Origin of the sequence: Streptomyces sp. NPDC002785 (genome assembly GCF_040295565.1) — a bacterium.
GTDB lineage: Bacteria > Actinomycetota > Actinomycetes > Streptomycetales > Streptomycetaceae > Streptomyces.
The window spans coordinates 1-26,228 of the sequence record NZ_JBEOVN010000101.1 but is presented as its reverse complement, the minus strand read 5'-3'; the positions used below and the strand labels follow the sequence as shown (position 1 = coordinate 26,228).

The 26,228-nt window shown below is 68.8% G+C and carries 20 protein-coding genes and 1 pseudogene; 16 read left to right on the top strand and 5 right to left on the bottom strand.

All coding sequences use genetic code 11. The features are described from left to right. Positions 1-88: 88 nt before the first annotated feature. From ABTZ94_RS22515 to ABTZ94_RS22480, 8 genes and pseudogenes are all read left to right on the top strand, one after another. Positions 89-829 (top strand): annotated as a pseudogene (locus ABTZ94_RS22515) (asparagine synthase C-terminal domain-containing protein); the annotation flags it as partial. A gap of 124 nt (positions 830-953) precedes the next feature. Next, positions 954-1,850: an agmatinase gene (speB, locus tag ABTZ94_RS22510; protein ID WP_502967291.1), complete on the top strand. Its 897-nt coding sequence runs from the start codon at positions 954-956 to the stop codon at positions 1,848-1,850. Next, complete coding sequence (cs1, locus tag ABTZ94_RS22505) at positions 1,847-2,821, top strand: clavaminate synthase Cs1 (RefSeq protein WP_351202843.1); 975 nt, start codon at positions 1,847-1,849, stop codon at positions 2,819-2,821. The genes speB and cs1 overlap by 4 nt, the downstream gene beginning before the upstream one ends. A 202-nt stretch (positions 2,822-3,023) precedes the next feature. After that, the gene (argJ, locus tag ABTZ94_RS22500) at positions 3,024-4,205 is read left to right on the top strand and encodes a bifunctional glutamate N-acetyltransferase/amino-acid acetyltransferase ArgJ (protein WP_351202842.1); all 1,182 of its coding nucleotides are present in this window, start codon (positions 3,024-3,026) and stop codon (positions 4,203-4,205) included. A gap of 475 nt (positions 4,206-4,680) precedes the next feature. Beyond that, positions 4,681-7,839 carry an ATP-binding protein gene (locus ABTZ94_RS22495; RefSeq protein ID WP_351202841.1) on the top strand — a complete coding sequence of 1,053 codons (3,159 nt, stop codon included), beginning with the start codon at positions 4,681-4,683 and terminating at the stop codon, positions 7,837-7,839. Positions 7,840-8,231: 392 nt separating this feature from the next. Then, positions 8,232-9,686: a Gfo/Idh/MocA family protein gene (locus ABTZ94_RS22490; protein ID WP_351202840.1), complete on the top strand. Its 1,455-nt coding sequence runs from the start codon at positions 8,232-8,234 to the stop codon at positions 9,684-9,686. Positions 9,687-10,046: 360 nt separating this feature from the next. After that, positions 10,047-11,957, top strand: a complete 1,911-nt coding sequence (locus ABTZ94_RS22485) for an ABC transporter transmembrane domain-containing protein (protein ID WP_351202839.1) — start codon at positions 10,047-10,049, stop codon at positions 11,955-11,957. Then, positions 11,954-13,735: an ABC transporter ATP-binding protein gene (locus ABTZ94_RS22480; protein ID WP_351202838.1), complete on the top strand. Its 1,782-nt coding sequence runs from the start codon at positions 11,954-11,956 to the stop codon at positions 13,733-13,735. The genes ABTZ94_RS22485 and ABTZ94_RS22480 overlap by 4 nt, the downstream gene beginning before the upstream one ends. Positions 13,736-14,023: 288 nt before the next feature. On the opposite strand, the gene ABTZ94_RS22475 is transcribed toward ABTZ94_RS22480, so the two are convergent. Next, positions 14,024-14,815, bottom strand: a complete 792-nt coding sequence (locus ABTZ94_RS22475; RefSeq protein WP_351202837.1) for a metal-dependent hydrolase — start codon at positions 14,813-14,815, stop codon at positions 14,024-14,026. 78 nt (positions 14,816-14,893) lie between these two features. Between ABTZ94_RS22475 and ABTZ94_RS22470 the strand changes: the two genes are divergently transcribed. Together ABTZ94_RS22470 and ABTZ94_RS22465 are read left to right on the top strand one after the other, a co-directional pair. Beyond that, positions 14,894-17,467 (top strand): DEAD/DEAH box helicase, encoded by a 2,574-nt coding sequence (locus ABTZ94_RS22470; protein WP_502967290.1) that lies wholly within the window; start codon positions 14,894-14,896, stop codon positions 17,465-17,467. Positions 17,468-17,516: 49 nt separating this feature from the next. After that, complete coding sequence (locus ABTZ94_RS22465) at positions 17,517-18,389, top strand: acyl-CoA thioesterase (protein ID WP_351202835.1); 873 nt, start codon at positions 17,517-17,519, stop codon at positions 18,387-18,389. A gap of 12 nt (positions 18,390-18,401) precedes the next feature. Here ABTZ94_RS22465 and ABTZ94_RS22460 read toward each other — a convergent pair whose 3' ends face one another. Continuing rightward, positions 18,402-18,641, bottom strand: a complete 240-nt coding sequence (locus tag ABTZ94_RS22460; protein ID WP_502967289.1) for a DUF6011 domain-containing protein — start codon at positions 18,639-18,641, stop codon at positions 18,402-18,404. A gap of 69 nt (positions 18,642-18,710) precedes the next feature. Here ABTZ94_RS22460 and ABTZ94_RS22455 point away from each other — a divergent pair, with 69 nt between their 5' ends. After that, positions 18,711-19,418, top strand: a complete 708-nt coding sequence (locus tag ABTZ94_RS22455; RefSeq protein ID WP_351202834.1) for a hypothetical protein — start codon at positions 18,711-18,713, stop codon at positions 19,416-19,418. 31 nt (positions 19,419-19,449) lie between these two features. On the opposite strand, the gene ABTZ94_RS22450 is transcribed toward ABTZ94_RS22455, so the two are convergent. Both ABTZ94_RS22450 and ABTZ94_RS22445 read right to left on the bottom strand, forming a co-directional pair. Further along, positions 19,450-19,740, bottom strand: coding sequence for an SHOCT domain-containing protein (locus tag ABTZ94_RS22450; protein ID WP_351202833.1), 291 nt, complete (start codon positions 19,738-19,740; stop codon positions 19,450-19,452). 86 nt (positions 19,741-19,826) lie between these two features. After that, the gene (locus ABTZ94_RS22445) at positions 19,827-20,273 is read right to left on the bottom strand and encodes a DUF6325 family protein (RefSeq protein WP_351202832.1); all 447 of its coding nucleotides are present in this window, start codon (positions 20,271-20,273) and stop codon (positions 19,827-19,829) included. Positions 20,274-20,761: 488 nt separating this feature from the next. On the opposite strand from ABTZ94_RS22445, the gene ABTZ94_RS22440 reads away from it, so the two are divergent. Both ABTZ94_RS22440 and ABTZ94_RS22435 read left to right on the top strand, forming a co-directional pair. Next, positions 20,762-22,198, top strand: a complete 1,437-nt coding sequence (locus ABTZ94_RS22440) for a DUF2252 domain-containing protein (protein WP_351202831.1) — start codon at positions 20,762-20,764, stop codon at positions 22,196-22,198. 213 nt (positions 22,199-22,411) lie between these two features. Beyond that, the gene (locus tag ABTZ94_RS22435; RefSeq protein WP_351202830.1) at positions 22,412-23,782 is read left to right on the top strand and encodes a chloride channel protein; all 1,371 of its coding nucleotides are present in this window, start codon (positions 22,412-22,414) and stop codon (positions 23,780-23,782) included. Between the two features lie 16 nt (positions 23,783-23,798). On the opposite strand, the gene ABTZ94_RS22430 is transcribed toward ABTZ94_RS22435, so the two are convergent. Continuing rightward, positions 23,799-24,233 (bottom strand): DUF7144 family membrane protein, encoded by a 435-nt coding sequence (locus ABTZ94_RS22430; protein WP_351202829.1) that lies wholly within the window; start codon positions 24,231-24,233, stop codon positions 23,799-23,801. A 160-nt stretch (positions 24,234-24,393) separates the two neighbouring features. Here ABTZ94_RS22430 and ABTZ94_RS22425 point away from each other — a divergent pair, with 160 nt between their 5' ends. The 3 genes from ABTZ94_RS22425 to ABTZ94_RS22415 all read left to right on the top strand — a co-directional run bounded on the left by ABTZ94_RS22425 (position 24,394) and on the right by ABTZ94_RS22415 (position 26,178). Further along, the gene (locus ABTZ94_RS22425; protein ID WP_351202828.1) at positions 24,394-24,975 is read left to right on the top strand and encodes a helix-turn-helix domain-containing protein; all 582 of its coding nucleotides are present in this window, start codon (positions 24,394-24,396) and stop codon (positions 24,973-24,975) included. Positions 24,976-24,988: 13 nt separating this feature from the next. After that, positions 24,989-25,555: a GNAT family N-acetyltransferase gene (locus ABTZ94_RS22420; protein ID WP_351202827.1), complete on the top strand. Its 567-nt coding sequence runs from the start codon at positions 24,989-24,991 to the stop codon at positions 25,553-25,555. A 134-nt stretch (positions 25,556-25,689) separates the two neighbouring features. Beyond that, positions 25,690-26,178: a glutathione peroxidase gene (locus ABTZ94_RS22415; protein WP_351202826.1), complete on the top strand. Its 489-nt coding sequence runs from the start codon at positions 25,690-25,692 to the stop codon at positions 26,176-26,178. The last annotated feature ends 50 nt before the right edge of the window (positions 26,179-26,228 follow it).

Genomic DNA, 26,228 nt, shown 5'->3' with positions numbered 1-26,228 from the left:
TTCCGGAGCGATGCTGCGGCGCTCCGCGCCGCAGGGTTCAGGATCGGATTCCCTCCCCGCCCGAAGGCGGGGATTCCCTCCGAAGAGAGGGATGGGCACCGAGAAGGCCGACGAATTCCCGCAGGCGCGGGTCGTCGCCGACCACTTGGCCTCCGCGCACCAAGAGATCACCATTTCCACCGCCGACCTGCTGGGTCGGCTCCCCCACACGGTCTGGGCGGCCGAATCCCTTCACCCTGACATCGTTGAGTACCTGCTCCCGCTGACCGCCCTGTATCTGCGTCTGGAAGGCACCGGCCGACGCGTCCTCACTGGCTACGGAGCCGACATCCCGCTCGGTGGCATGCACCGTGAGGAGCGGTTGCCGGAGCTGGATACGGCTGTCTGCTATGACATGGACACGTTTGACGGGCTGAACGAGATGACGCCGGTCCTCTCCGGAATCGGCGGGCACTGGTCCACCCACCCCTATTGGGACCGCGACGTCCTCGACGTCCTGGTCCCACTGGAGGCGGGACTGAAGCGCCGCCACAAGCAGGACAAATGGGTACTGCGCGCCGCCATGAGAGATGTCCTGCCACACGAGGTCGTCATCCGCCCCAAGCTCGGCGTCCACGAGGGATCGGGCACCGCCTCGGCCTTCACCCGCCTGCTGACGGACGCCGGTGTCCCGCGCGACCGTGTCCGCGACGCCAAGCGGCTGATGATCCGGGAGCTGTTCGACCAGGTCGTCGTCGACGGCCGGCACCCGGACGAGGTGTCGACCGGCGCCGTGCTGGAGCTCGTCACCGACCGGCTGGAATCCGGCGCCCGGCCGGTCCCGCGATGACGTGAAGGGCGACCGTCATGAACCGTCGTGCGACCGGTCACCGGTCCGCACCGCAAGGAGGGACCACACCGTGGAACAGATCAATATCAACGTCTCCCCCCGTTACGCACAGATCCCGACGTTCATGCGCCTTCCCCACGATCCGTCGCCAAAGGACAAGGACGTCGTGGTCATCGGTGCCCCCTACGACGGCGGTACCAGCTACCGGCCCGGCGCGCGCTTCGGCCCTCGAGCCGTAAGGAACGAGTCCGGGCTCATCCACGGGGTGGGCATCGACCGCGGGCCCGGCACCTTCGATCTCATCAGCTGCGTCGACGCGGGTGACATCGACCTGACCCCGTTCAACATGCACATCGCCATGGACACCGCCCAGCAGCACCTGACCGGTCTCCTCGCCGACAACGCCGCCTTCCTCATGATCGGCGGCGACCACTCGCTGACGCTGGCAGCCCTGCGCGCCGTCGCGGCCAAGCACGGACCGGTCGCCGTCCTGCACCTGGACGCGCATTCCGATACCAACCCCGCCTTCTACGGGGGCGAGTACCACCACGGCACCCCCTTCCGGCATGCCATCGAGGAGAAGCTCGTCGACCCGCAGCGCATGCTGCAGATCGGTATCAGGGGACACAACCCGCGGCCCGACTCACTGGACTACGCGCGCGGCCACGGCGTACGCATCGTCACCTCGGACGAGTTCTGCTCGCTCGGCCCCGAGGCCACCGGACAGCTGGTGAGGGAAAAGATCGGCGACGCACCTGTCTACGTGTCGGTGGATGTCGACGTGGTGGACCCGGCCTTCGCGCCGGGTACGGGTACCCCTGCCCCGGGAGGTCCCACCTCGCGCGAGGTGCTCGCCCTGCTGCGCACCACCGGCGATCTGCACCCGGTGGGCTTCGACGTCATGGAGGTCTCCCCGCTCTACGACCACGGCGGCATCACCTCTGTCCTGGCCACCGAAATCGGTGCCGAACTCCTCTACCAGTACGCCCGCGCCCAGCTCCGAGAGAGGACATCCCAGTGACCGTAGTCGACTGCCCCGAATTCTCCGGTGAACTGCTGGCCCTGGCTGCGCAACTGCCCCCGGTCCCCCGTACGGACCTGTACGGCTTCCTGGAGGCCGCGCACACCGCCGCTGCCGCCCTGCCCGAACCCTTGGCGGCGGCACTGGACGAGTTCAACGCCGACGGCAACCAGAACGGGTACCTGTTGCTGCGCGGCTTGCCGGTGGAGGAGGACGGCGACCTGCCGTCCACTCCCGGGACAACTCCCGCGCCAGTGGACCGACCGCTGCTGAACATGGAGGCGATGCTCGCCGTCGTAGGCCGCCGTCTCGGACTGCACACCGGCTACCGGGAGCTGCGCTCCGCCACCGTGTACCACGACGTGTACCCCTCGCCGGGCGCCCACCACCTCTCCTCCGAGACCTCGGAGACACTGCTGGAGTTCCACACGGAGATGGCCTACCACGTGCGCCAGCCGAACTACGTGATGCTGGCCTGCTCCTGGGCGGACCATGAGCACAAGGCGGCCACCCTCGTGGGCTCGGTCCGCAAGGCGTTGCCGCTCCTGCCGGACGACATTCGCGCCCGCCTCTTCGACCGGCCCCTGCCCTGCTGCGTGGACGTCGCCTTCCGCGGAGGTGTCAAGGATCCGGGAGCGATCGCCAATGTCAAGCCACTCTACGGCGACCCGCAGGACCCTCACCTCGGGTACGACCGTGAGCTGCTCGTACCGCGGGACCCCGCCGACGTCGAGGCCGTCGCCGTGCTGTCGAAGGCACTGGACGAGGTGCGCGAAGCGGTGCACCTTGTTCCCGGCGACGTACTGATCGTGGACAACTTCCGTACCACCCACGCCCGTACCCCCTTCACCCCGCGCTGGGACGGCAGGGACCGGTGGCTGCACCGCGTCTACATCCGCACCGACCGCAATGGACAGCTGTCCGGAGGGGAGCGGGCCGGCGACATCGTGGACTTCGTACCGCGCCGCTGAGCCCCGTCGGCAAACGAGGACCGCCGACCGCCTTGCACAGGATCATCCTGCGGGTCGCCCCCCGCCGACCGGGTGCGCCACACGCGAGGCGGCCGGCCGTAATTCGCCCCGGGCACAAGGAACATGGTAAAGATCGACTGTGCCTGACGGGCGTATCGCCGGGCTGTGCACTCGGTTTCCGCATCCGCAGAGAGGACTGACCGTGACAGACAGCGCAGCACGCGAGCCGCTGGGCTTCTCGGTGCACACGGCACCGGCCGGACTGGCGGACGACGGCCGGGACGACTTCACCGTGTTGATCTCCACCACGCCGGCCGTGGTGAGTGCGGTCTTCACCCGCTCCCGTTTCGTCGGCCCCAGCGTGACGCTGAGCCGCGAGGCGGTCGCGGACCGCACGGCCAGGGGAGTCGTCGTCCTCGCCCGCAACGCGAACGTCGCCACCGGCGCGGAGGGCGAGGCCAACGCACGTGAGGTACGCGCCTCGGTGGCGCGGGCGGTAGGCCTGGCGGAGGACGAACTACTCATTGCCTCCACAGGTGTAATCGGTCGGCAGTATCCGATGGCAGCCCTCAGGGACCACATCAAAACCCTCTCACCAGTGCTGCCCGAGGGCGGCTTCGACCGGGCGGCCCGAGCCATCATGACCACGGACACGCGGCCGAAAGTGGCCCGTGCGCGGGTCGGCGACGCGGTGATCACCGGTATCGCCAAGGGGGTCGGCATGCTGGAACCCGACATGGCGACGCTGCTGACCTTTTTCGCCACTGACGCGCGGCTGAGTCCCGAGGACCAGGACCGTGTCTTCCGCCGTGTAATGGACCGGACCTTCAACGCGGTCAGCATCGACACCGACACCTCCACCAGCGACACGGCTGCCCTGTTCGCCAATGGACTGGCCGGCCCCGTCGACCTCGCCGAATTCGAGGAGAAGCTGCACGAGGTGGCGCTCCGGCTCGTCAAGGACATCGCCGGCGACGGCGAAGGCGCGGGCAAGCTCATCGAGGTGCGGGTGACCGGGGCGCGGGACGACACACAGGCCAAACGCGTGGGCAAGGCCGTCGTCAACTCGCCTCTCGTGAAGACCGCGGTGCACGGCGGCGACCCCAACTGGGGTCGGGTCGCGATGGCCATCGGCAAGTGCTCCGACGACACCGACATCGACCAGGACAGGGTCGTCATCCGCTTCGGTGACGTGGCCGTGTACCCGCCCGGCCGGGACGGTGCACAGGACGAGGACGAAGTGCGCGCCGCAGTAGCCGAGCAAATGCGAGGCAGCGAGGTCGTCATCGGCATTGATCTCGGCATCGCGGCCGGCGCCTTCACCGTGTACGGCTGTGACCTGACCGAAGGGTACGTTCGTATCAACGCTGACTACTCGACCTGATCCCGGTCGGCTCGGCGTACCTTCCGACGCTCCTGCGTCGTGGCCCCGACGTCCGGCGTTTCCCGCCGCGCTCACTGCGCGCCGCCCAAGAGTCATCTCTTGTTCAGATGATGTTGGTCGACCACGCCCTGTGTCCATCCGGTAGCGGGTGGTATTCTGTGACCGGTTTGAGATCTGGGCAGTGTGCGCGCCGCAGCCGGCAAGCGTGTACGCCGCCCTGACGTCCGGTGAGTACGACGGGTTGGCTGACCACCGATCCGTCATGCGGTGTTCAGGCGGGCGTGCCAACGTGCGCGGTCACTCCGCCATCGCTGCGGACCACGCGCGTACCGACAGTATCTGCCATCCCGCCGACGGGCCACCGCATTTCAGGGGAGTATGGACGCGAGAGGGCCTAATGATAGATGGTTTAGTCCAGAACGTCGGTGGAGCGTGGCGACTGCCTCCTTCTCCGGGCAGTGGCGCTACCCCTACTGTGATCTCCGCATTCGGCAGGATGACCGTGTGTCTGCCCGAGGGGCCGGTGGAACTGGGGCCGCCGCGCCGCCGCGCGGTACTGGCTCTCTTGTTGGTCAATGCCGGCAAAGTGGTATCCATCTCGTCCTTTGTCAGGAACATCTGGGGGACCGAACCGCCCGGGCAGGCGGTTACCACTCTCCAGTCGTACATCTCCCGGCTGCGCAAGCTGATAGCGGACAGACCGCTGAGTGGCGGGGTGGAGCTGCAGTTGAAACACCGCTCGCCCGGTTATGTTCTGGTCGTGCCCTCGGAGCACGTCGATGTCATGAGATTCGAGCAGGCCGTCCGCCGTGGGGTGGCCGCCCGGCATCGTGGCGAACAGTCGGAAGCCTTCGGCCTGTTGTCCCAGGCGCTGCGCGGCTGGGACGCACCTCCCTTCGAGGACCTGGCCGACTACGAGTTCGCGGTCCAGGAAGCTACGCGGCTGGGTGATCTGCGGCTGACCGCGCTGGAGGAGTGCGCCGAGTGCGCGTTCACGCTGGGCCGCAGTCAGGAATTGCTGCCGGTACTCGAGCAGGAGGTGTACCTGCATCCGATGCGGGAACGATTGGTGTACCAGCTCATGCGCGCCCAGTACCGCTGCGGTCGGCAGGCCGACGCACTTTACACCTTCGAGCGCACGCGGAAGTACCTCGCCGGGGAACTCGGCGCCGATGTCAGCCCCGAGCTGAAGCAGGTCCACGAGAACATACTGCGGCACGATCCCTCGCTCACTCCGTCGTGCAGCGCGTCCGAGCCCCTGTCAGGTCCCCTGCCGGCCAAGAGCCCCGTCACCGAGAGCCCCGTCACCGAGAGCCCTGTGGCTGAGAGCCCTGTGGCTGAGCGCCCCGTCCAGGCGGCGCAGCCCGCCGAAAGAGCCGGTCGGCCGGCCATGCCGACGCCACCGGCGGGCCGGGACGCGGATCCGCCGGCCACACGCGAGCGCGAGATGGGGCGCCTTGTGGCCGCCCTGGACACCATTCACCGAGGCAGCGGACGAAGCGTGCTCCTCGTAGGGGAAGCCGGTGTGGGCAAGACTTGGCTGCTTCAACGGTTCGGGCAGCTGTGTCGCGAAACTGACATCGATGTCTGCACGGTCTACTGCCCGCAGGACGACGACATGCCGGCGTACTGGCCGTGGTCCCAGGTGCTGCGCCAAGCGGTGGCCAGACGACCGGAAGCGGTCCAGACGCTGACGCCGGCCGTACGGCGGCAAGTCGGCTTCCTCGGTCCCGAACCGGACGTGTGCCCGGCCACCGATTCCTGCGGCCGGCCGACCGAAGCCGGAACGTTCGCGTTCCGGGACGCCGTGAGCCAGGTCCTTCTGGCCTTGGCCGACCGTCCGCTGGTTCTGGTACTGGAGAACTTCCAGCGGGCCGACTCCAGCTCGCTCGCCCTGATGCGTTTCCTCATGGAGCAGACAGTCGAGTCGTCGCTGCTGCTCATCGTCACCTCGCGGACCTTTCGTATCGCCGACGATCCCGACTGGCGGGCGGCACGGGCGCTTGTGCTTCAGCTGCCGAACGCCGAGGAGATCAGGCTGGAGGGCCTGTCGTCCCAGGAGAGTCGAAGGACCGTCACCGCCGCTTTCGGCCGGGACGCCGATCCGGAGATGTGCGCCGTTCTGCATGATCGATCCGGCGGCAACCCGTACCTGCTGCTGGGACTCCTGGACGCGGTGCGCAGCGGGATGAGCGTCACGCATGTACGCGAGCTGTTGCCGCCGCGACTACGCGAAGTGATCATGGAACGGCTCTCCGGTGTTCCATCGGGCGTACTCACCGTTCTGTATGCCTGCGCCATCCTGAGCCCGGAGAACACGATCGCCACGGTACGGGAGTTGGCGGTCGCCGGCGGAGCCTCCGCGCAGGACGTGAGAAGGGCCATCCGCACAGGTCTGTTGCAGGTGGACCCGGACGACCCCACGCGTATCGACTTTCTGCATCCGCTGGTGAGGGATGTCGTACGCCAGGAAATGCCTGGGCCGATCCGCGCGGAACTGCACTGCCGTACCGTCGGCTTGTTCACCGCCGGAGCGGTCAATCCCGAGGCGATCGCGCGGAGTATCGCGCGACACACACGCGCCGCCCTTCAGGGAGTGCCGCCGGCCGATGCGATCGCACCTCTGGTTGCCAAGGCCGAGCACGCCATGCACCGTTTCGCCTACAGCCAGGCGCTCAGATGGCTGAGCCATGCCGCGGTCCTGGTGGCTGGACCGGCGGGCGAGCCGCAATACGCGGAGGCCGAGTTGTCCGTTCAGCTGCGCCGAGCGGATGCAGCCCGCATCGTCGACGGAGACTACGCGCGCTCGACACAGGCGATCTATGACCGCATCGACTACCTCGGCCGTGTCCTGGGGCGGCCCCAGGACCTCGTCGTCGCCCCGGCGCGGATTCTCGGCCTGCTGGGCAGAGCCCACTTCGCACAGGCCGAGACGTTGATACCGAGTCTGCTCGAACTCGCCGCCCGGGAGAACGTCCCGCAGTTACGCGCGATCGCCCATTTGGGCCGCGGCATCGTGCTGCACGAACGCGGACGGCCGGCGGAGGCCCTTGCCGAACTGGACGCAAGCCTTGCGTTCTCCGATGTGACGCCACAGAACCATTTCGCCGGGTGCCGCTCGCACATCGCCGCGCGCCGCTGGCAGGTGTTGGCGCACTCGTTGAATGGCAACTCCAAAGCTGCCCGCAAAGTGCACCAAGAACTCGTCAGCCAGGTGTTCAACGAGCCTGGCTACCGCCCGGTTGAACAAGTAGCCACATTTTATACCGACAGCATTCTCGCCGTACTGGAAGACGATGCCCACCGTGCAATCGGCAATGGGCGTCGAGCCGTTGAACTGGCCGGGAAGACCGGACTGAAGATGTGGTGGCGTCTGCACCAGGCACCGTTGGCCTGGGCAGGGGCACGTCTCGGCGCCCCCGGGCCGGATGTGCTGCGAGCGGCGCGCCAAGCGGTGGCCGCAGCGGCAAAGGACGGACTGGCGCTGCACCAGACGCTCGCCCTAGGGCTGCTGGCCGACGGCGAACGGCATGCCGGACGGGAGTCGGAGGCAGGCATGTATGTCCGACAGATGTACGAACAGGCCATGCGAACGGGTGAGGTTGCGTTTCTGCCTGTGTTCTTCCCCTCCTAAGGGCTGTTCTCGGTTGTGATCAGCGGGTCCTCGGGCGGGCCTTGCGCCGTCGCCGGACGCGTAGACGCACGGCCCGTTCGGGGTTGCTTTCGCTGACCTGCCCGTTCTGTTCCTCGGACGCTCCCCCTTTTCCGGGGCGCCCTCTCAGTGATCACCGTCCCCCCGGGGTCAGAACACCAAGGCCGCCCGATGGACCTGACGATGCCTGCCTCAACCGCCGGGGGCGGGCTCGGTTTCCGAGCACGTCCCGGCTTTTGTGTGTGCACGAAAGTCCATGGTTTCGGAGCAGGAGTCCAATCAGCCCCCTTGCGCATCAGCAATCTCAACTACCAAGGTCCTTACCAAGGTTCATTTACCAGCCGCGCACGTCAGACCCCCCTTCTGGAGGATCGATGAACGACGCAGCACAGCAGGACGACGGTACGCAGAACGGCGACGAAGGCTCGATGAGCCGCCGCTCGGTCCTGTGGACGACCGCCCAAGTGGCCGGTGCCGGGCTCGGACTCGGCGGTCTCAGCAGCGCCACCGCGGCCGCTGCCGCCCCCACCCGGAGCCCGGAGGCCGCGGTCGCGGGACAGGCGGCCGCTCCGAAGCGCCAGGGGCGCACCATGGTGGGGGTGCCGTTCGACCGGCGCTCCACCGTCCGGGTCGGCATCGTCGGCCTCGGCAACCGCGGTGGCAGCATGATCGATCTCTTCCTCGCCGTCGGCGGCGTACAGGTCGTCGCCGTATGCGACCCGGTCAAGGCCAAGGCCGAACGGGCGGCGGCGAAGGTGACCGCCGCCGGTCAGCCGGCGCCCGCCGTCTACACCAACGGCGAGGAAGACTACGAGAATCTCTGCAAGCGCGGGGACATCGACTTCGTCTATGTGGCAACGCCCTGGGACTTCCACTTCGAGATGGCGAAGACCGCCATGCTGAACGGCAAACATGTCGGTGTGGAGTGTCCGATCGCTCTTCAGCTCGACCAGCTCTGGGAGCTGGTCGATCTCTCCGAGCGCACCAGACGCCACTGCATGCAGCTGGAGAACTGCTGTTACGGACGGAACGAGATGCGGGTGCTGCGCATGGCGCATGCCGGTCTCTTCGGTGATCTGCTGCACGGCGCGGGCGCGTACAACCACGATCTGCGCGGCCTGATGTTCGACCCGGGGTACTACGAAGGTCCCTGGCGCAGGCTGTGGCACACCAGGTTGCGCGGCGATCTCTACCCCAACCACGGTTTCGGTCCGGTCGCCAACTACATGGACATCAACCGCGGCGACCGTGCGGTGAGCATCACCAGTGTCGGTTCCCCGTCCCTGGGGCTCGCCGAGTACCGCGAGAAGAACATGCCGGCCGGTGATCCGAGCTGGAAGGAGACCTATATCGAGAGCGACCGCACGATCAGTCTCGTCCAGACCGCCAAGGGACGGGTCATCCGGCTGGAGCACGATGTGTCCACTCCGCATCCGTACTCGCGGATCAACAGCCTCGGCGGTACGAAGGGTGTCTTCGAGGACTACCCGGCCCGTATCTACATCGAGCCCGACCACACGGACGACAACTGGGGCGACTTCGCCAAGTACACCCAGTGGGACCACTGGCTGTGGAAGGAACACGCCAACCCGCCCGGCGGTCACGGTGGTATGGACTACATGCTGGTGTTCCGGCTGATGCAGTGCATGCGGCTCGGCCTTGTCCCCGACTTCGATGTGTACGACGCCGCGACGTGGACGTCACCTGTTCCGCTCAGCCATCTGTCCATCAAGGCGAAGGGCGCGCCACAGCAGATTCCGGACTTCACCCGCGGTGAGTGGAAGAAGGCCCGCTTCGGCATGGACTCGGAGGATCCGGAGAAGGCCTGACGGGCCGATACGACGGGCTGCGGGGTCTGCTCGGTCGAGCCGGCCCCGCAGCACCTCCCATGCTCGCATCGCGACCACGGCGCGATAAGACCGACCGGCACATGGGAGGCGGCGTCACAGGGCTGCGCACGCGCATCTGCGGCGTTGCCGTCGGTCAACAATGCTCCGCGTTGCCTCCCTCCTCCGCCTTGCAGCTGCACGCACCCAGTCCCTCTCCTTCTCCCACCCCCCCCATGTGCCGGTCGGTCCAAGTGCCGTTCCTGGAGAAAACCAATTGCTTCGACGGACGTCCCGGGGCGAACCTTGCACGGTTTGAGTCATTCACCGAACAAACCGATACACACCGACCCATGGGACGTCATGCAGATTCGCGATCTTCCGTACTCGGATCCCGGCGATCCCGATGTCCGGTCGGGCCCACGTTTCCTGTTGTGGCTCGGCCGCAATCAGCTCCGCGGCCAGCTCAAGTCCATGTCTTGGGGTCTGTTGCATCAGTGCTCCCTCGCCGGACTGCCGCCTGCCATCGGCTTCGCCGTGCAGGCGGTCGTCGACCGTTCCGGCAGCCGGCTCGCGTGGGCGGGCGGCCTGATCGCGGTCCTGGGTGTGCTGATCGCGCTGGGCGACACCATGCTCCACCGGACCGCCATCACCAACTGGATCACTGCCGCCGCGCGCGTTCAGCAGTTGCTGGCCCGTAAAACCGCGGAGCTCGGCGCTGCGCTGACCCGCCGGGTCGCCGCGGGCGAGGTCGTCGCGGTGTCCACCGGCGACGTCGAAAAGATCGGCTGGTTCGTCGAGGCGCTCTCCCGCTTCGCGGCGGCCGCTGCCGCTCTCGTGCTGATCTGCGTGGGGCTCATCCTCTATCTGCCGTCGCTGGGCGTACTGGTGGCACTCTCCATGCCGCTGCTGGCCCTGGCCGTGCTGCCGCTGCTCCCCCGGGCCACTCGGCGCGCCGACCTCCAGCGCGAAAAGGCGGGCAAGGCCACCGAACTGGCCTCGGACACCGTCGCCGGGCTGCGGGTACTACGCGGGATCGGCGGTGAGGAACTGTTTCTGGGCCGCTACCGGCGCGCCTCGCAGGAGGTCCGCAAGGCCGCGGTGCGCAGCGCACAGATGTGGTCGCTGATCTCGGCGATCCAGGTGCTGCTGCCGGGCGTGCTGCTCATCTCACTGGTCCTGTACGGGGCGTCGCTGGCCCACGACGGCCGGATCGAGGTCGGTCAGCTGGTCACGGTGTACAGCGCGGCGTCGCTGCTGCTGTTTCCGCTGCGCCACTTCGAGGAGATCGCGATGGCGTACTCCTTCTCGCGGCCCTCCGCCCAGCGCGCGGTCCGGGTGCTCTCTCTGCACCGCACGGCCCAGCCGTCGACCGTCGACGCGACACCGACCGGCGATCTGTACGACCCGGTCACCGGGCTGATGGCCCCGGCCGGCCTGTTCACCGCAGTGGTCTGCGGCGATCCGGACGAGGCGGGCAGGCTGGCCGAGCGTCTCGGCGGACACGCGCATGCAAACACGGACGCGGACGCTGACTCGGACGCCGACCAGGCCGGGAACGGGGCGGAGGATTCAACGGAGAACGGAGCACGCGACTCCACGGACGACGCCTCGACGACGCAGAAGATCCCGTCCGTCCTGCTCGGTGGCGTACCGCTGGACGAACTCCCGCTGGACACGGCACGGACCGTCGTACTGGTCCAGGACAAGGATCCGGTACTGCTCTCAGGCACACTGCGCGAGCTGCTCGACGTTCCGTCGTCCGGCCGGGTGAGCGCCGAGGACGCACTGTCCGCCGCCCAGTGCGACGACGTGCTCGACTCATTGGCGCAGGCGTCCGTCGCCACGGACGGCGACCCGATGACGACACGCATCACCGAACGCGGCCGGTCGCTCTCGGGTGGCCAGCGCCAGCGGCTCGCTCTGGCCCGCTCGTTGGTGACCGATCCGGAGGCGCTGGTTCTCGACGAGCCGACCTCCGCTGTCGACTCGCACACGGAGGCCCGGGTCGCCGCCGGAATCAAGGCACTGCGCCAGGGTCGTACGACCGTGGCGTTCGCCTCGTCACCGCTGCTGCTCGACCTCGCGGACCAAGTGGTGCTGGTGCACCGGGGCGCTGTCGTCGCGGTCGGCGCGCACCGTGAACTCCTGCACACGGACCCGCGCTACCGAGCGGTCGTGACGCGCGAGACGGATGACGAGATCACGGTCCTGACCTCTCAGGACGCGATCAACAAGATCAAGACGATCGAGGAAATCGAGGAACGGGCATGATCGGCGTCGCAGAACCGGCTTACGACCCGGCCGCGCCGGAGTCGGCGACAACCCTGCCGGTCGGCACCCCCACCACCGTACGGAGCTATGTACGGGAGCTGCTGCGGCGCCACCGCAGGCCGTTCACCGTGCTCATCTCGTTCAACGCCATCGCGGTGATCGCCTCGATCGTCGGCCCGTATCTGCTGGGCGGACTGGTCGAGGACCTCTCCGACGGCGTCACCGACCTGCATCTGGAGCGCGCCGCCGGGGTGTTCGCGCTCGCGCTGATCGTACAGACCGTGTTCACCCGGATGATGCGCCTGCGCAGCGCGATGCTCGGTGAGGAGATGCTGGCCGATCTGCGCGAGGACTTCCTCGTACGGTCGGTGGGGCTGCCGCCGGGCGTACTGGAACGGGCCGGGACCGGTGATCTGCTCTCCAGGATCACCACGGACATCGACCGGCTGGCCAATGCGATGCGCGAGGCCGTGCCGCAGCTGGCGATCGGTGTGGTGTGGGCGGGGCTGCTCCTGACCGCGCTCACCGTGACGGCTCCGCCGTTGGCGCTGTCGGTTCTGGTCGCCCTGCCCGTCCTGATCCTGGGCTGCCGCTGGTACTTCAGGCGGGCGCCGTCCGCGTACCGTTCGGAGGCCGCCGGGTATGCGGCGGTCGCAGCGATGCTCGCGGAGACCGTGGATGCCGGGCGCACCGTGGAGGCCCACCGGCTGGGTGCGCGCCGGGTGGCACTGTCGGACCGGCGGATCAAGGAGTGGACGGCGTGGGAGCGGTACACGCTCTTCCTGCGTTCCGTGCTCTTCCCCGTCATCAACGTCACCTACGTGGTGATTCTCGGCGCGGTGCTGATGCTCGGCGGCTGGTTCGTCATCGAGGGCTGGCTGACCGTGGGACAGCTGACGACGGGTGCGCTGCTGGCGCAGATGATGGTCGACCCGATCGGCCTGATCCTGCGCTGGTACGACGAGTTGCAGGTCGCGCAGGTGTCGCTGGCCCGGCTGGTCGGCGTACGGGACATCGAGCCGGACGCGGGCGATGCGGAGGTCGTCCCGGACGGCCGTGATGTCCAAGCGAACGAGGTGCACTTCGGCTACCGCGCCGGGCTCGACGTCCTGCACAAGGTGTCGTTGGACGTCGCACCGGGTACGCGCCTCGCACTGGTCGGTCCGTCCGGCGCCGGCAAGTCCACCCTGGGCCGGCTGCTGGCCGGGATCTACGCCCCGCGTACGGGTGAAGTCACGCTCGGTGGAGCGGAGTTGTCGCGGATGAAGGCGGAGCGCGTACGGACGCATGTGGCGCTGGTCAACCAGGAGCACCATGTGTTCGTCGGTTCGCTGCGGGACAACCTCCTGCTGGCCCGTACCGGCGCCGGGGACACCGAGCTGTGGGAGTCGCTCGCGGCAGTCGACGCGGACGGTTGGGTGAGGACCCTGGAGGAGGGGCTGGACTCCGAGGTCGGCTCCGGCGGCCTGGCGCTGACGCCGGCTCAGGCCCAGCAGATCGCACTGGCCCGGCTCGTTCTGGCCGATCCGCACACGCTGGTGCTGGACGAGGCGACATCGCTGCTGGACCCGCGGGCCGCCCGGCACCTGGAGCGTTCACTGGCCCGGGTGCTGGACGGTCGCACCGTAGTGGCGATCGCCCACCGGCTGCACACCGCACACGACGCGGATGTGATCGCGGTGGTCGAGAGCGGCCGGATCAGCGAACTGGGAAGCCATGACGAGCTGGTGGCGGCGGGCGGCGCCTATGCGGCGCTGTGGCGGTCCTGGCACGGCTGAGGAGCCTGGACCTTTCTCCGCCCAGCACCTGCGGGTCGATGTGCGGTGTCGGCTGCGCCTGGACCGGCTTCACCCGCGAGGGCGGCCGGGGCGGGGCCACCGCCGCGCGCTGAGCGGCCGGACGCCGTGGTGTGCCAACGACCTGATCGCGATCCCGGTGCCCCGCGAGTCGGCCTGAGCGCACAGACGGCCGCAATCCGGCGGCCGGATTGTGGCGGTCGGATTGCGGCGGTCGGAATCCCGAGGCCGGAATCCCGAGGTCTGATCGCAGCGGTCGGATCGCCGCGGTCAGATGAAGTTCAGCGCCGCCGCCCCGCCCACTCCCCCGAGCACCATGAAGGCCGGCATCAGCACCTTCAGCTCCACCCAGCTGCCCGCCCGGAAGCGCATGCCCTTCGGCGGCCCGATCGGGTACCAGCGCTTGCGGCCCAGCGGGATGGGCCACAGTATCGGGCAGCCGGAGACGGTCAGCGCGTCACCGATGTCATGGACGAGGGCGCCGAGCACGATCGGCAGCCCGAGCCACAGATACTCCTGGCCGGGGGCGCTGAACAGCCAGTCCGAGCCGTTCCCCGGCTTGTCCAGGACGTCGGCCAGTATCCAGGCGCTGGTCGCGCCGAGCATCCAGACCAGGACGTCGCTCGACATCCGGGCCGCCCGCCACAGCAGTCCTTCGACGGCGAGCACCAGATGGACGAAGAGGATCGCCAGGACCGCCCACCGGCCGCCGGTGATCGCCGCGGCGGAGGCCCCGGCGCCGATCAGGACCGCCCACAGCCAGGTGTGCGTCAGAGTCCGGTGGCCACCGTTCCTGCGCGGGTCGCCGGAGCCCCGGGTCGCCTTGTAGACGGCGTGCGAGAGCTTGTCGACGATCTCGCAGAGTCCCCGGGAGACCGGCCCGAAGGCGCGCGAAATGGTCGCGGACTTGTGGTCGAGGTCCGGGGCGAGCGCGGCTCCGGCGGTGATCAGCGCACCGACGACGAGGACGGGCCACGGCATCGCGTGGCCGGCGGAGGCCGCCGCCGCGCCCACCCCCAGCCAGGCCGCCGCCCCTGACAGAGAATGTGCCGGTCCCATCATTGTTCTTCCCGCCCCCAAAATTGTCCCGCCGCCATTGCCGCCCAGGCACGGCCGAGTTGAGTGGGCAGCGTACCGTCCGTGATCTTCATACGGTCGTCCGGTTCCCTCATCCGGGCGGAAGGCAGGCAAGATGGGGGCGTGACCCTTATCGATCAGCTGCCCCCGACCGACGACCCCGACGCCCTCTTCGAGGCTTTCTCGTCATGGACCGAGACGCAGGGCATCACCCTCTATCCCGCTCAGGAGGAGGCGCTGATCGAGGTGGTCTCCGGCGCGAATGTGATCCTTTCCACACCGACCGGCTCCGGCAAGAGTCTGGTCGCGGCGGCTGCGCACTTCACCGCCCTGGCGCAGGACAAGGTCACCTTCTACACCGCGCCGATCAAGGCGCTGGTCTCGGAGAAGTTCTTCGACCTGTGCAAGCTGTTCGGCACGGAGAATGTCGGCATGCTCACCGGCGACGCCTCCGTCAACGCCGACGCCCCGGTGATCTGCTGCACGGCCGAGGTGCTGGCCTCCATCGCGCTGCGTGACGGGAAGTACGCCGACATCGGCCAGGTCGTGATGGACGAGTTCCACTTCTACGCCGAGCCGGACCGCGGCTGGGCCTGGCAGATCCCGCTCCTGGAGCTGCCGCAGGCCCAGTTCGTCCTGATGTCGGCCACGCTCGGTGACGTCAGGATGTTCGAGGAGGACCTGACCCGCCGCACCGGACGCCCCACTTCCGTGGTGCGCTCCGCGACCCGGCCGGTGCCGCTCAGTTACGAGTACCGGCTGACCCCGATCACCGAGACCCTCACCGAACTCCTGGAGACCAGGCAGTCGCCCGTCTACATCGTGCACTTCACGCAGGCCGCGGCCGTCGAGCGGGCGCAGTCGCTGATGAGCATCAACATGTGCACCAAGGCGGAGAAGGAGAAGATCGCCGATCTGATCGGCAACTTCCGCTTCACCACCAAGTTCGGCCAGAACCTCTCCCGCTATGTGCGCCACGGCATCGGGGTGCATCACGCGGGCATGCTGCCGAAGTACCGGCGCCTGGTGGAGAAGCTCGCCCAGGCCGGTCTGCTGAAGGTGATCTGCGGTACGGACACCCTCGGCGTCGGCGTCAACGTGCCCATCCGCACAGTGCTGTTCACGGCGCTCACCAAGTACGACGGCACCCGTGTCCGTACGCTGCGCGCCCGTGAGTTCCACCAGATCGCGGGCCGCGCGGGCCGGGCCGGTTTCGACACGGCGGGCTTCGTCGTGGCGCAGGCGCCCGAGCACGTCATCGAGAACGAGAAGGCCGTCAAGAAGGCCGGCGACGATCCGAAGAAGAAGCGCAAGGTGGTCCGCAAGAAGGCCCCCGAGGGCTTCGTCGCCTGGTCGGAGACCACCTTCGACAAGCTGATCCAGTCCGATCCGGAGCCGCTGACCTCCCGCTTCCGGGTCACGCACACCATGCTGCTGTCCGTGATCGCACGTCCCGGCAATGCCTTCGAGGCGATGCGGCATCTGCTGGAGGACAACCACGAGCCGCGCAGGGCGCAGCTGCGTCACATCCGCCGGGCCATCGCGATCTACCGCTCGCTGCTGGACGGCGGTGTCGTGGAGCAGCTCGACAAGCCGGACGCGGAGGGCCGTATCGTCCGGCTCACCGTCGATCTCCAGCAGGACTTCGCGCTCAACCAGCCGCTGTCCACCTTCGCGTTGGCCGCGTTCGACCTGCTGGACCCCGACTCTCCCTCGTACGCGCTGGACATGGTCTCCGTCGTCGAGTCGACGCTCGACGACCCACGGCAGATCCTCGCCGCCCAGCAGAACAAGGCACGCGGCGAAGCGGTCGGGCAGATGAAGGCGGACGGTGTCGAGTACGAGGAGCGCATGGAACTGCTCCAGGACGTCACGTACCCGAAGCCGCTGAGCGAGCTGCTGTGGCACGCGTACGACGTCTACCGCAAGAGCCACCCGTGGGTGGGCGACCACCCGGTGTCACCGAAGTCCGTGATCCGTGACATGTACGAACGCGCCATGACGTTCACGGAGTTCACCTCCAACTACGAGCTGGCCCGCACCGAGGGCATTGTGCTGCGCTATCTCGCGAGCGCGTACAAGGCTCTGGAGCACACGATTCCGGACGACATCAAGTCCGAGGACCTGGAGGACCTGATCGCCTGGCTCGGCGAGATGGTCCGACAGGTGGACTCCAGCCTCCTCGACGAGTGGGAGCAGCTCGCCAACCCGGAGGTGGAGACCGCCGAGGAGGCGCAGGAGCGGGCCGACGAGGTGAAGCCGGTCACGGCCAACGCCCGCGCCTTCCGGGTGCTGGTGCGCAACGCGATGTTCCGCCGGGTCGAGCTGGCCGCGCTGGACAGGGTCGGCGAGCTCGGCGGGCTGGACGGCGACGCGGGCTGGGACGAGGACGCGTGGGGCGATGCGATGGACGCCTACTGGGACGAGTACGAGGACCTGGGCACCGGCCCGGACGCCCGCGGGCCGAAGCTGCTGAAGATCGACGAGGACGCCGCGCACGGCCTGTGGCGGGTCCGGCAGACCTTCGCCGACCCGAACGGCGACCACGACTGGGGCATCAGCGCGGAAATCGATCTGGCCGCCTCCGACGAGGAGGGCCGGGCCGTCGTCCGCGTCACCTCCGTCGGTCAGCTGTGAGGGCGTACGCCGTGGGAGCGGCGCCGCTGCGAGAGTGGAGACGAACCGCATGACGAACCCCGCCGAGCGCCTGGTCGATCTGCTCGACCTGGAGCGGATCGAGGTCAATATCTTCCGTGGGCGCAGCCCCCAGGAGTCGCTGCAGCGGGTCTTCGGCGGGCAGGTCGCCGGACAGGCGCTTGTGGCAGCCGGCCGTACCACCGACGGGGACCGGCCTGTCCATTCGCTGCACGCCTACTTCCTGCGACCTGGGCGTCCGGGTGTGCCGATCGTCTACGAAGTCGAGCGCATCCGGGACGGCCGGTCGTTCACCACTCGCCGGGTCACTGCCGTCCAGCAGGGCCGGACGATCTTCAGTCTGACGGCGTCCTTCCACCGGCCGGAGGAGGCGGGATTCGAGCACCAGCTGCCGCCCGCCCGCGAGGTCCCCGACCCCGAGGAGCTGCCGACCGTCGCCGAGGAGGTGCGTGCGCACCTCGGGGCGCTTCCGGAGGCGCTGGAGCGCATGGCCCGCCGGCAGCCCTTCGACATCCGGTACGTCGACCGGTTGCGCTGGACGCAGGAGGAGACCAAGGGCGCGGACCCGCGCAGTGCGGTCTGGATGCGTGCGGTCGGCCCGCTGGGCGACGACCCGCTGGTGCACACCTGCGCGCTGACGTACGCCAGTGACATGACGCTGCTCGACGCGGTGCGTATCCCGGTGGAGCCGTTGTGGGGTCCGCGCGGTTTCGACATGGCATCGCTGGACCACGCGATGTGGTTTCACCGGCCGTTCCGTGCGGACGAGTGGTTCCTCTACGACCAGGAGTCGCCGATCGCAACAGGCGGACGGGGGCTGGCGCGCGGCCGGATCTACGACCGCGGGGGCAATCTGCTGGTGTCCGTGGTGCAGGAGGGGCTGTTCCGCCGCCTGGGCGAGTAGCCGTGCCCGGGCTCAGATGCCGGGGAGCGGGTCCTGCTCGACCTTGTGGCGGCGGGTGCGGATGTCCGGGGGCGCCGGGTGCAGTTTGGCGTCGCAGGCGGGGCCGAGGCCGGTGCGGCGTGACTCCGTACCGGTGAGCGGGCGCCCGCACATGCGGCAGCGCACCACCCGTCGGCGGGCGGTCCGGTCGGTCGGACCGTCCTCGGGCAAGGGCTCGATGCCGGATTCGGGGAAGGGTTCAGCGGACTCCACGAATCGATCCTCTCAAGATGCCCGTCTACTGTGCGACTTCCGAACGGCATACAACGGAGGAGTTCGCGGGTGAGCAGTGTGCTGACATTGGAGTCGGTCCCCCGGCCGAAGAGGGACAAGAAGGCAAAACAGGACATCGCCCCGGATGGGGGCACGCCCATCGGCCATGTCGTCAAGTTCGCGGACGAGCCCGGCGGCGCGTCCCGGGTGGTCGCCCATGTGGAGCGCGAGCTGCCGCCGGGCGGGATACCGGCCTATCTCGCGGCCCGCAAGACGGGGGCGCGTTCCTTCGTCCTGTGGGCCGACCCCGAGCGCCGGGCACGGCTGGCCACCGTGGTCACCACGTCCGCGGCCGATGGCGTCGCCACGTACCAGGTGCTGGGCGCACAGGGCGAACTCATCGGCACGCTCGTCCGCGAGAAGGCCCTATCCGGCAAGGGGCTGCGGACGCGCTGGACGGTCGCCCAGCCCGGTTGCCCGGAAGCGGTCGGCCTCAAGGGCCGGGTTTTCTGGTGGTACGTGTGGTGGCTGCTGCTCCCCGTCCAGGTTGCCATCTGCGTGGGCAGCCTGCTGAGCGGCAACGGCGACGCGGCGCGCGGGCCGCGTCGGGTCATCTGGCGGGCCGGCCAGGAGGTGCCGCTGGAGTTCCGGTCGGACGACGACGAGATCCATGTCCACGCGCCCTGGGTCGACTGGCGGCTCGCAGCCGCGCTGACGGCGCTGATCCGCACCTTCGACAGCTGGATGGGCACTCCCTGGGACGACAGGAGGCAGTGAGCCGCAGCGGCGGGTGGTGCGCCCGGACTGGTCAGGAGGCGAGGATTCTGGCCTTCTGGGCCGCGAACTCGCTGTCGCTCAGCACTCCTTGGCTCTTGAGGTCACCGAGATCCTTGAGCTGAGCGATCTTGTTGCTCATCTCGTCCTCCGGCGCGAGAGACGTGGGAGCGTGCGGCACAGGCGCTGTGGGGGCGGCCTGCGCCTGCGCGGCGTCCTGCCGCGCCCAGCGGCCCGCCTGTCGCCGGGAGACCCGGTTGGAGACCGAGGTGGCGGTTCCGGCGATCACCGCTGTACGGGCGACGCCGCGAAGAAGGCCTGGCATGGTGTATCTCCTTTGACTGTCTGCGGGGACGGTCGGCCCCGGCCGGGGATCCGCGCGGACCGTCGCCCGATGGGGCCGGTAACGGCTCAGACCGTGGACTCGGCCGCGTCGAGCGAGGCCAGGACCTCCTGGATCGGGATACGCCCGTTGGCGACGAGGCGGCCTCCGGAGCGGCGCAGCGCGGCCGCGAACGGTCCCGCCCACACGTTCTCGTAGATGATGATTCCGGCAGCGCTGCCGGGTTCGAGGACCGCACTCGCTTCGGCGATGTCGTCCTGGCCGAGCAGGCCGGAGGACGCCCCTTCGAACACGGCCAGGGCATCGCCGCCGTTCCCGGTCAGCTCGGCGAGTTCCACGCCCTCGACCGTTCCGTCCTGGTTCTTCCTGATGAACGTCAGGTCCAGGATGCGGATGATGCCCCGGTCGACCAGGTCGACCAGCAGGGGCAGTCCTTCTCCCGTCATCCGGCTTCCCGCCGGGAACTCGACCACCAGGTAGTCGATCGGTCCCGTCTCGTCGCTCTCGCTGCTCACGCCAGCTCCTCAGCATCTCGACCGCCCCGGTTCCGCCGGAGACCACGGCCTCGGCCATTGCACCAGCGGGTGGGCCGCGGCGCATCTCGGTGCCGCACGCGCACGGGTACGTGCCCCGTTACGCCATCGGACGGACAGCGGGTCCCTCCCATGGCCCAGGGGTGCGAGCCGCCCCCTCCGGTCCGTCGCCGCCGCGGATGGTTGTCGCGCGCGGACGGCAAGCGGGGCGGGTCCGCATTTTTGCCGGTCGGTTCGGGTCCCCGGTCCCGGCGGCCGTCGGCCTGCTGGTCGTCGCTGTCAGCGGCGCTCCCGGTCGCGCTCCCGGTCCGGCGCCTCGTCGAGGCTTCGCGCGGCCGTGACGAGCGAGAGGCGGGGCCACGGAGCGTGATGTACGAGCCGCCCGGATGACGCCGGAAATGCCGGAAACCGGTTGACCCGCGATGATCGGACGCAGGACGCACGGTGCGGAGCAGTCAGGAGGGTCTCGGATGCCCCAGGACGCCACCTCGATGCTCCGTACCGCACCGCACGCGACGCCCGAACAGCGAGCGGCTCGCGGCAAGGCGGCCCGGCGTGACACGCCACGCTCCAGCCATGCCGAGTTCGAGCCGCCGGCGGACCGGCCGGACCCGCTGGACATCCTGGAGGCACAGTCCGCGGCCAGAGTGTCCGGACTCGTCCCGATCCGCTACGGACGGATGACCGAGTCACCGTTGCACTTCTACCGAGGCGCCGCCTCGATCATGGCCTCCGACCTGGCCACCACCGGGGATTCCGGGATCAGGGCCCAACTGTGCGGGGACGCCCACCTGCTGAACTTCGGGCTGCTGGCCTCGCCCGAGCGGAACCTGCTGTTCGACATCAACGACTTCGACGAGACACTGCCCGGCCCCTGGGAGTGGGACGTCAAGCGGCTGGCGGCCAGCTTCGCCGTCGCGGGGCGGGCTAACGGCTTCACGGACAGGGAACGCGCGGACATCGTGCCGGCCACGGTGCGGTCGTACCGGGAGTCGATGATCCGGTTCGCCGGCATGCGCAACCTCGACGTCTGGTACGCGCGGATCGACATCGAACGCCTCCGGACCCTGACGTCCGGACAGTTGGCGAAGGGGGGCCGCAAGAACCTGGCCCGGGCCGCAGCGAAGGCCCGCACGCGGGACAGTCTGCAGGCCTTCGACAAACTCACCGAGACGGTGGACGGGCAGCCACGGATCGCCGCGGACGCGCCTTTGCTCGTACCGGTCGCCGATCTGCTCCCGGATGTGGAGCGCAATGCTCTTCAGGAACTCTTCCGCGGGCTGATCGGGCGTTACGGCCGCAGTCTTCCGTCGGATCGGCGGACCCTGCTGGCGGACTTCCGGTTCGTGGACATGGCGCGCAAGGTGGTCGGCGTGGCCAGCGTCGGCACGCGATGCTGGATCATCCTCCTGCTCGGCAGGGACGGCGACGACCCGCTCCTCCTCCAGGCCAAGGAGGCCGACACCTCGGTGCTCGCGCCGCACGCCGGCGCGAGCATCTACCGGAACCAGGGCGAGCGGGTGGTCGCCGGACAACGGCTGATGCAGGCGGCGAGCGACATCTTCCTCGGCCATGCACGGGTCGACGGCATGGACGGCCGGCGCCGCGACTTCTACGTACGCCAGCTGCGCGACTGGAAGGGCGGAGTCGAGCCGACGGACATGGCGCCGACGGGCATGCGGGTGTTGGGCGAGGTCTGCGGCGCCACGTTGGCCCGCGCCCACGCGCGATCCGGCGACCGGATCGCGATAGCCGCCTATCTGGGGCGCGGCCGCGCGTTCGACCGTGCGCTGGCGTACTTCGCCGAGAAGTACGCCGACCAGAACGAGCGGGACCACCGGGCGCTCGTCGACGCGGTACGCGCGGGCCGGCTTCCCTCGGCCGGGGGCAGGCCTCCGGCGACATGACGCGTGCTCACATCGCACGGCGGCCTCGGCCGTTGTGACGCCGTGGGCGATGGCTCGCCCACGGCGCCGGCCCGAGCGAATGGCGGCACGAAAATCAATCACCCGCACACAGCGGGTGCAACACGGCCATGTCCCCGCATTGTGCTAACTCCTTGTGGACGCTTGCGGAAGAGCGTGTTCCGGATGGGTTCCGACGCTGAGGAGACAACGTTCATGTCGGCCAAGCCCGTCGCAGCGCCCACCATTGCGCCGCCGGACCCCTTCAAACTGATCCGCACGCGTGCTTACGCCATGCTCCTCGTGGTGGCGGCGATTCTCGGAATCCCGATCTCGGCTGCGGCATTCGGCTTCCTCGCTCTCGTCCACGAACTCCAGTCGCTCACCTACGACGACCTGCCCAAGGCGCTGGGCTTCACCGGTACGCCCTCCTGGTGGCCGGTGCCGCTGCTCGCCGTGTCCGGCCTGTTGGTCGGGCTGACCGTCCGCCACCTCCCCGGGAACGGCGGCCACCGGCCCGCCGACGGTCTCATGAACACGGGAGCGCCCATGGCGGTGGAGCTGCCCGGCGTCGCACTCGCGGCGCTCGCCTCGCTGGGCGTCGGGGCGGTACTCGGTCCCGAGGCGCCCCTCATCGCGCTCGGCGGCGGTCTGGCCATGTACGCGGTGCGTCTGGTGAAGCCCGGCATCAACCCCAAGGCGAGTGCCGTGGTGGCGGCTGCGGGGAGCTTCGCCGCCATCAGCGCACTCCTGGGGTCGCCGCTCCTGGGCGCCTTTCTCCTGATGGAGGCTTCAGGGCTGGCTGGGATGATGCTCGGGATGGTCCTGGTGCCGGGCCTGCTCGCCGCCGGTATCGGGGCGCTCATCTTCACCGGTCTTGGCTCATGGACCGGCCTGGGGACGTACTCCCTGGCGCTCCACCACGTGCCCCACGCCGAGGAGACCGACATCGCGCAGTTCGGCTGGGCGGTTGTGCTGGGCCTCGCGGCGGGCTTCGCCGGTACGGGCATTCAGCGGCTCGCCCTGTTCCTGCAGGCTCGGGTCGAACGGCGGACGGTGGTGGCCACCGTGGTCATGGGCCTGGTCGTCGGGCTGGTGGCGTTCGGGTACGCACTGGGCACGGGAAGGGACGCGTCCGGGGTGCTGTACTCCGGACAGAGCGCGCTCGACCCGCTGCTCTCCGAGAGCGCGGGCTACTCGGTTGCCACGCTCCTGATGCTCGCCCTCTGCAAGGCGCTGGCGTACTGCGCGTCCCTGAGCAGCTTCCGGGGAGGCCCCGTCTTTCCGGCGATGTTCGTAGGAGCGGCGTGCGGGATCGCGCTGTCCCATCTCCCCGGGCTGAACCTGACGTCGGGGTTCGCGATGGGCATCGGCGCCATGTGCGTGGCGATGCTGAAGCTGCCGATGACCTCGGTGCTGCTGGCCACCCTGCTGCTGGGGTCCGAGGGCCTCACCGTCATGCCGCTGGTGATCGTCTCGGTCGTGATCTCCTATGTCGTCACGCTCAGGCTCGCTCCGTCATCGGTCGTCGTACCTCCGGCACCCGACTCGCCGACGGGTGCCGGCTCTCGACCGGATCGAGAATGACGGGCAGGCCCTGACCTCAGGCCCCTTCCTCCTGCGGACCCGCGCACAGCGCCCAGAGGATGACGACGTTGATGGCGATGAGCACGATGGACCAGAACGGATAGAAGGGCAGCCACAGGAAGTTCGCGAGTGCACTCATGCCTGCGAGCACGATGCCCACGGCGCGTGCCCATGCGACCCCGGTGAGCAGCGCAACACCGGCGAGGACTATGAAGATGCCCAGAAGGAGGTGGATCCAGCCCCAGCCGGTGAGGCTGAACTGGAACACATAGTTGCGCGTGGCGACGAAGACGCTGCCCTTGGCGATGGCGGCGATCCCTTCAAAGGCCGCCATCGCTCCGCCGAAGATCATCAGAACGGCCGCGAAGGTGGTCCAGCCGTACCGGAAGGGATGATGCGAACTCGGGGTGGTGTCACGCGCCACACTCGGCCCGTTGCTGGCACTGGCCATATCGGCCTCCTCGGGTAGCAGAGCAACCCGGCAGACCAAGTGGGCACGCCGGGGCCTCCCCGAAACAAGCGTGGCACGACAGCACCCGGTCAGCAGAACAACCGCGTCCGGCCATCGCCCATGACACAGTTTTTCTCCGATCAGGGATATTGTCTCTGCCGTGAGAGAATTCGGAGGGGCGGAGCCCGGCTCCGTCGACGCCCGGCTCGCCGCACGGCTGGGCGAACTGCGTACCGAACGCGGCTGGTCGCTGGATGAGTTGTCCCGGCACAGCGGGGTGAGCCGCTCCACACTGTCCCGGCTGGAGCGCGGCGAGTTGAGTCCGACCGCCGCCCTGCTCGGCACATTGTGCACGGTCTACGAGCGGACGATGTCCCGGCTGCTGATGGAGGTGGAGGCGGAACCACCGCAGTTGGTTCCCGCCGCGCGTCAACCGGTGTGGCGGGACGAGGCGTCGGGCTTCGTGCGCCGCTCGGTCTCACCTCCGCACACCGGCCTGCGCGCGGAGGTCATCGAGGGCACTCTCGACGCCGGGGCCGCCATCGCGTACGAGAACGCACCCGTGTCCGGTGTGGAGCAGCATGTCTGGGTACTGGAGGGGACGGTCGAGATCACTGTCGACGGCACCGTGCACACCGTGCGCAGCGGCGACTGTCTGCGCTTCCGGCTGCGCGGTCCTTCGCACTTCCACTGCCCGGGACCGGAGCAGGTCCGTTACGCACTGGTGATCGTCCTGCCGTGAAAGGACCCGCCTCATGACCGAGATCTTCCTGGCCTCCGGACCCGAACTGGTCACCTACGCCGATGAGTTGGCTGCCCTCCTGGTGGATACCGTGAACGGTGGATCGTCGGTGGGATTTCTCGCGCCGCTGGGCCGTGACGTGGCCGCCGCCTGGTGGCGGGAGAGGGCAGGGGCCGTCGACGCCGGACATCTTCAGGTCTGGATCGCCCGGGACGCGGAGCGGGTGGCCGGGACCATCGGCCTGGTCCGGGCTCCGCTGCCGAACGCCCGCCACCGTGCGGAGGTGGCCAAGCTGATGGTCCGTCCGTCGGCCCGCGGCCAGGGTCTCGGCCGGTCACTGCTCGCCACCGCCGAGCAGTCTGCCGCCGATGCGCGGGTCAGGCTGCTCGTGCTGGACACCGAGAGCGGCAGTCCTGCCGAACAGCTCTACCGTTCGGCGGGCTGGACGGAGTGCGGATGGATTCCGGACTACGCCGTCGACCCGGCAGGGACCCTGAAACCGACGACCTTCTACTACAAGGCGGTCGGCTCCGCGCAGGAAACATCGGATCGGTCGGCGAGCCCGTCCACATCATTGTAGGAAAAGCCGTCCTAAGGGCTGTCCCGTAATCCCTGGCGGGACAGCCCTTAGGCTGAATCCGGGCGATCGGGTTCGTGCCGATCAACTTGTGGGCGTGACAATGACCGTGGAAGTCATCCTCACAAGGAGAGCTCATGACGCTGTACGACATCCCCCTGCGCACGCTCACCGGCGAGCCCACCTCCCTGGCCGACTACCGCGGCCGGGCGGTCCTGTTGGTGAACGTCGCGTCGAAGTGCGGACTCACCCCGCAGTACTCGGGCCTGGAGCGGCTCCAGAACGAGTACGCGGACCGCGGCTTCACCGTGCTCGGCGTGCCGTGCAACCAGTTCGCCGGCCAGGAGCCGGGGAGCGCGGAGGAGATCCAGACCTTCTGCTCGACGACGTACGGTGTCAGCTTCCCGCTGCTGGAGAAGACCGACGTGAACGGCGAAGGGCGCCACCCCCTCTATGCCGAGCTGACCGGGCTCGCGGACGGGGACGGCGAGGCCGGTGACGTCCAGTGGAACTTCGAGAAGTTCCTCATCTCGCCCGCGGGCGAGCCGGTCGCGCGCCTGCGCCCGGGCACGGAGCCGCAGGCGCCGGAGCTCATCGCGGCCATCGAGGCCCAGCTGCCCGCCTGACCGGGTGCGCCCTCGGTCGCCGGACGGGCTGGGATTTCAGCCGTCCGGCG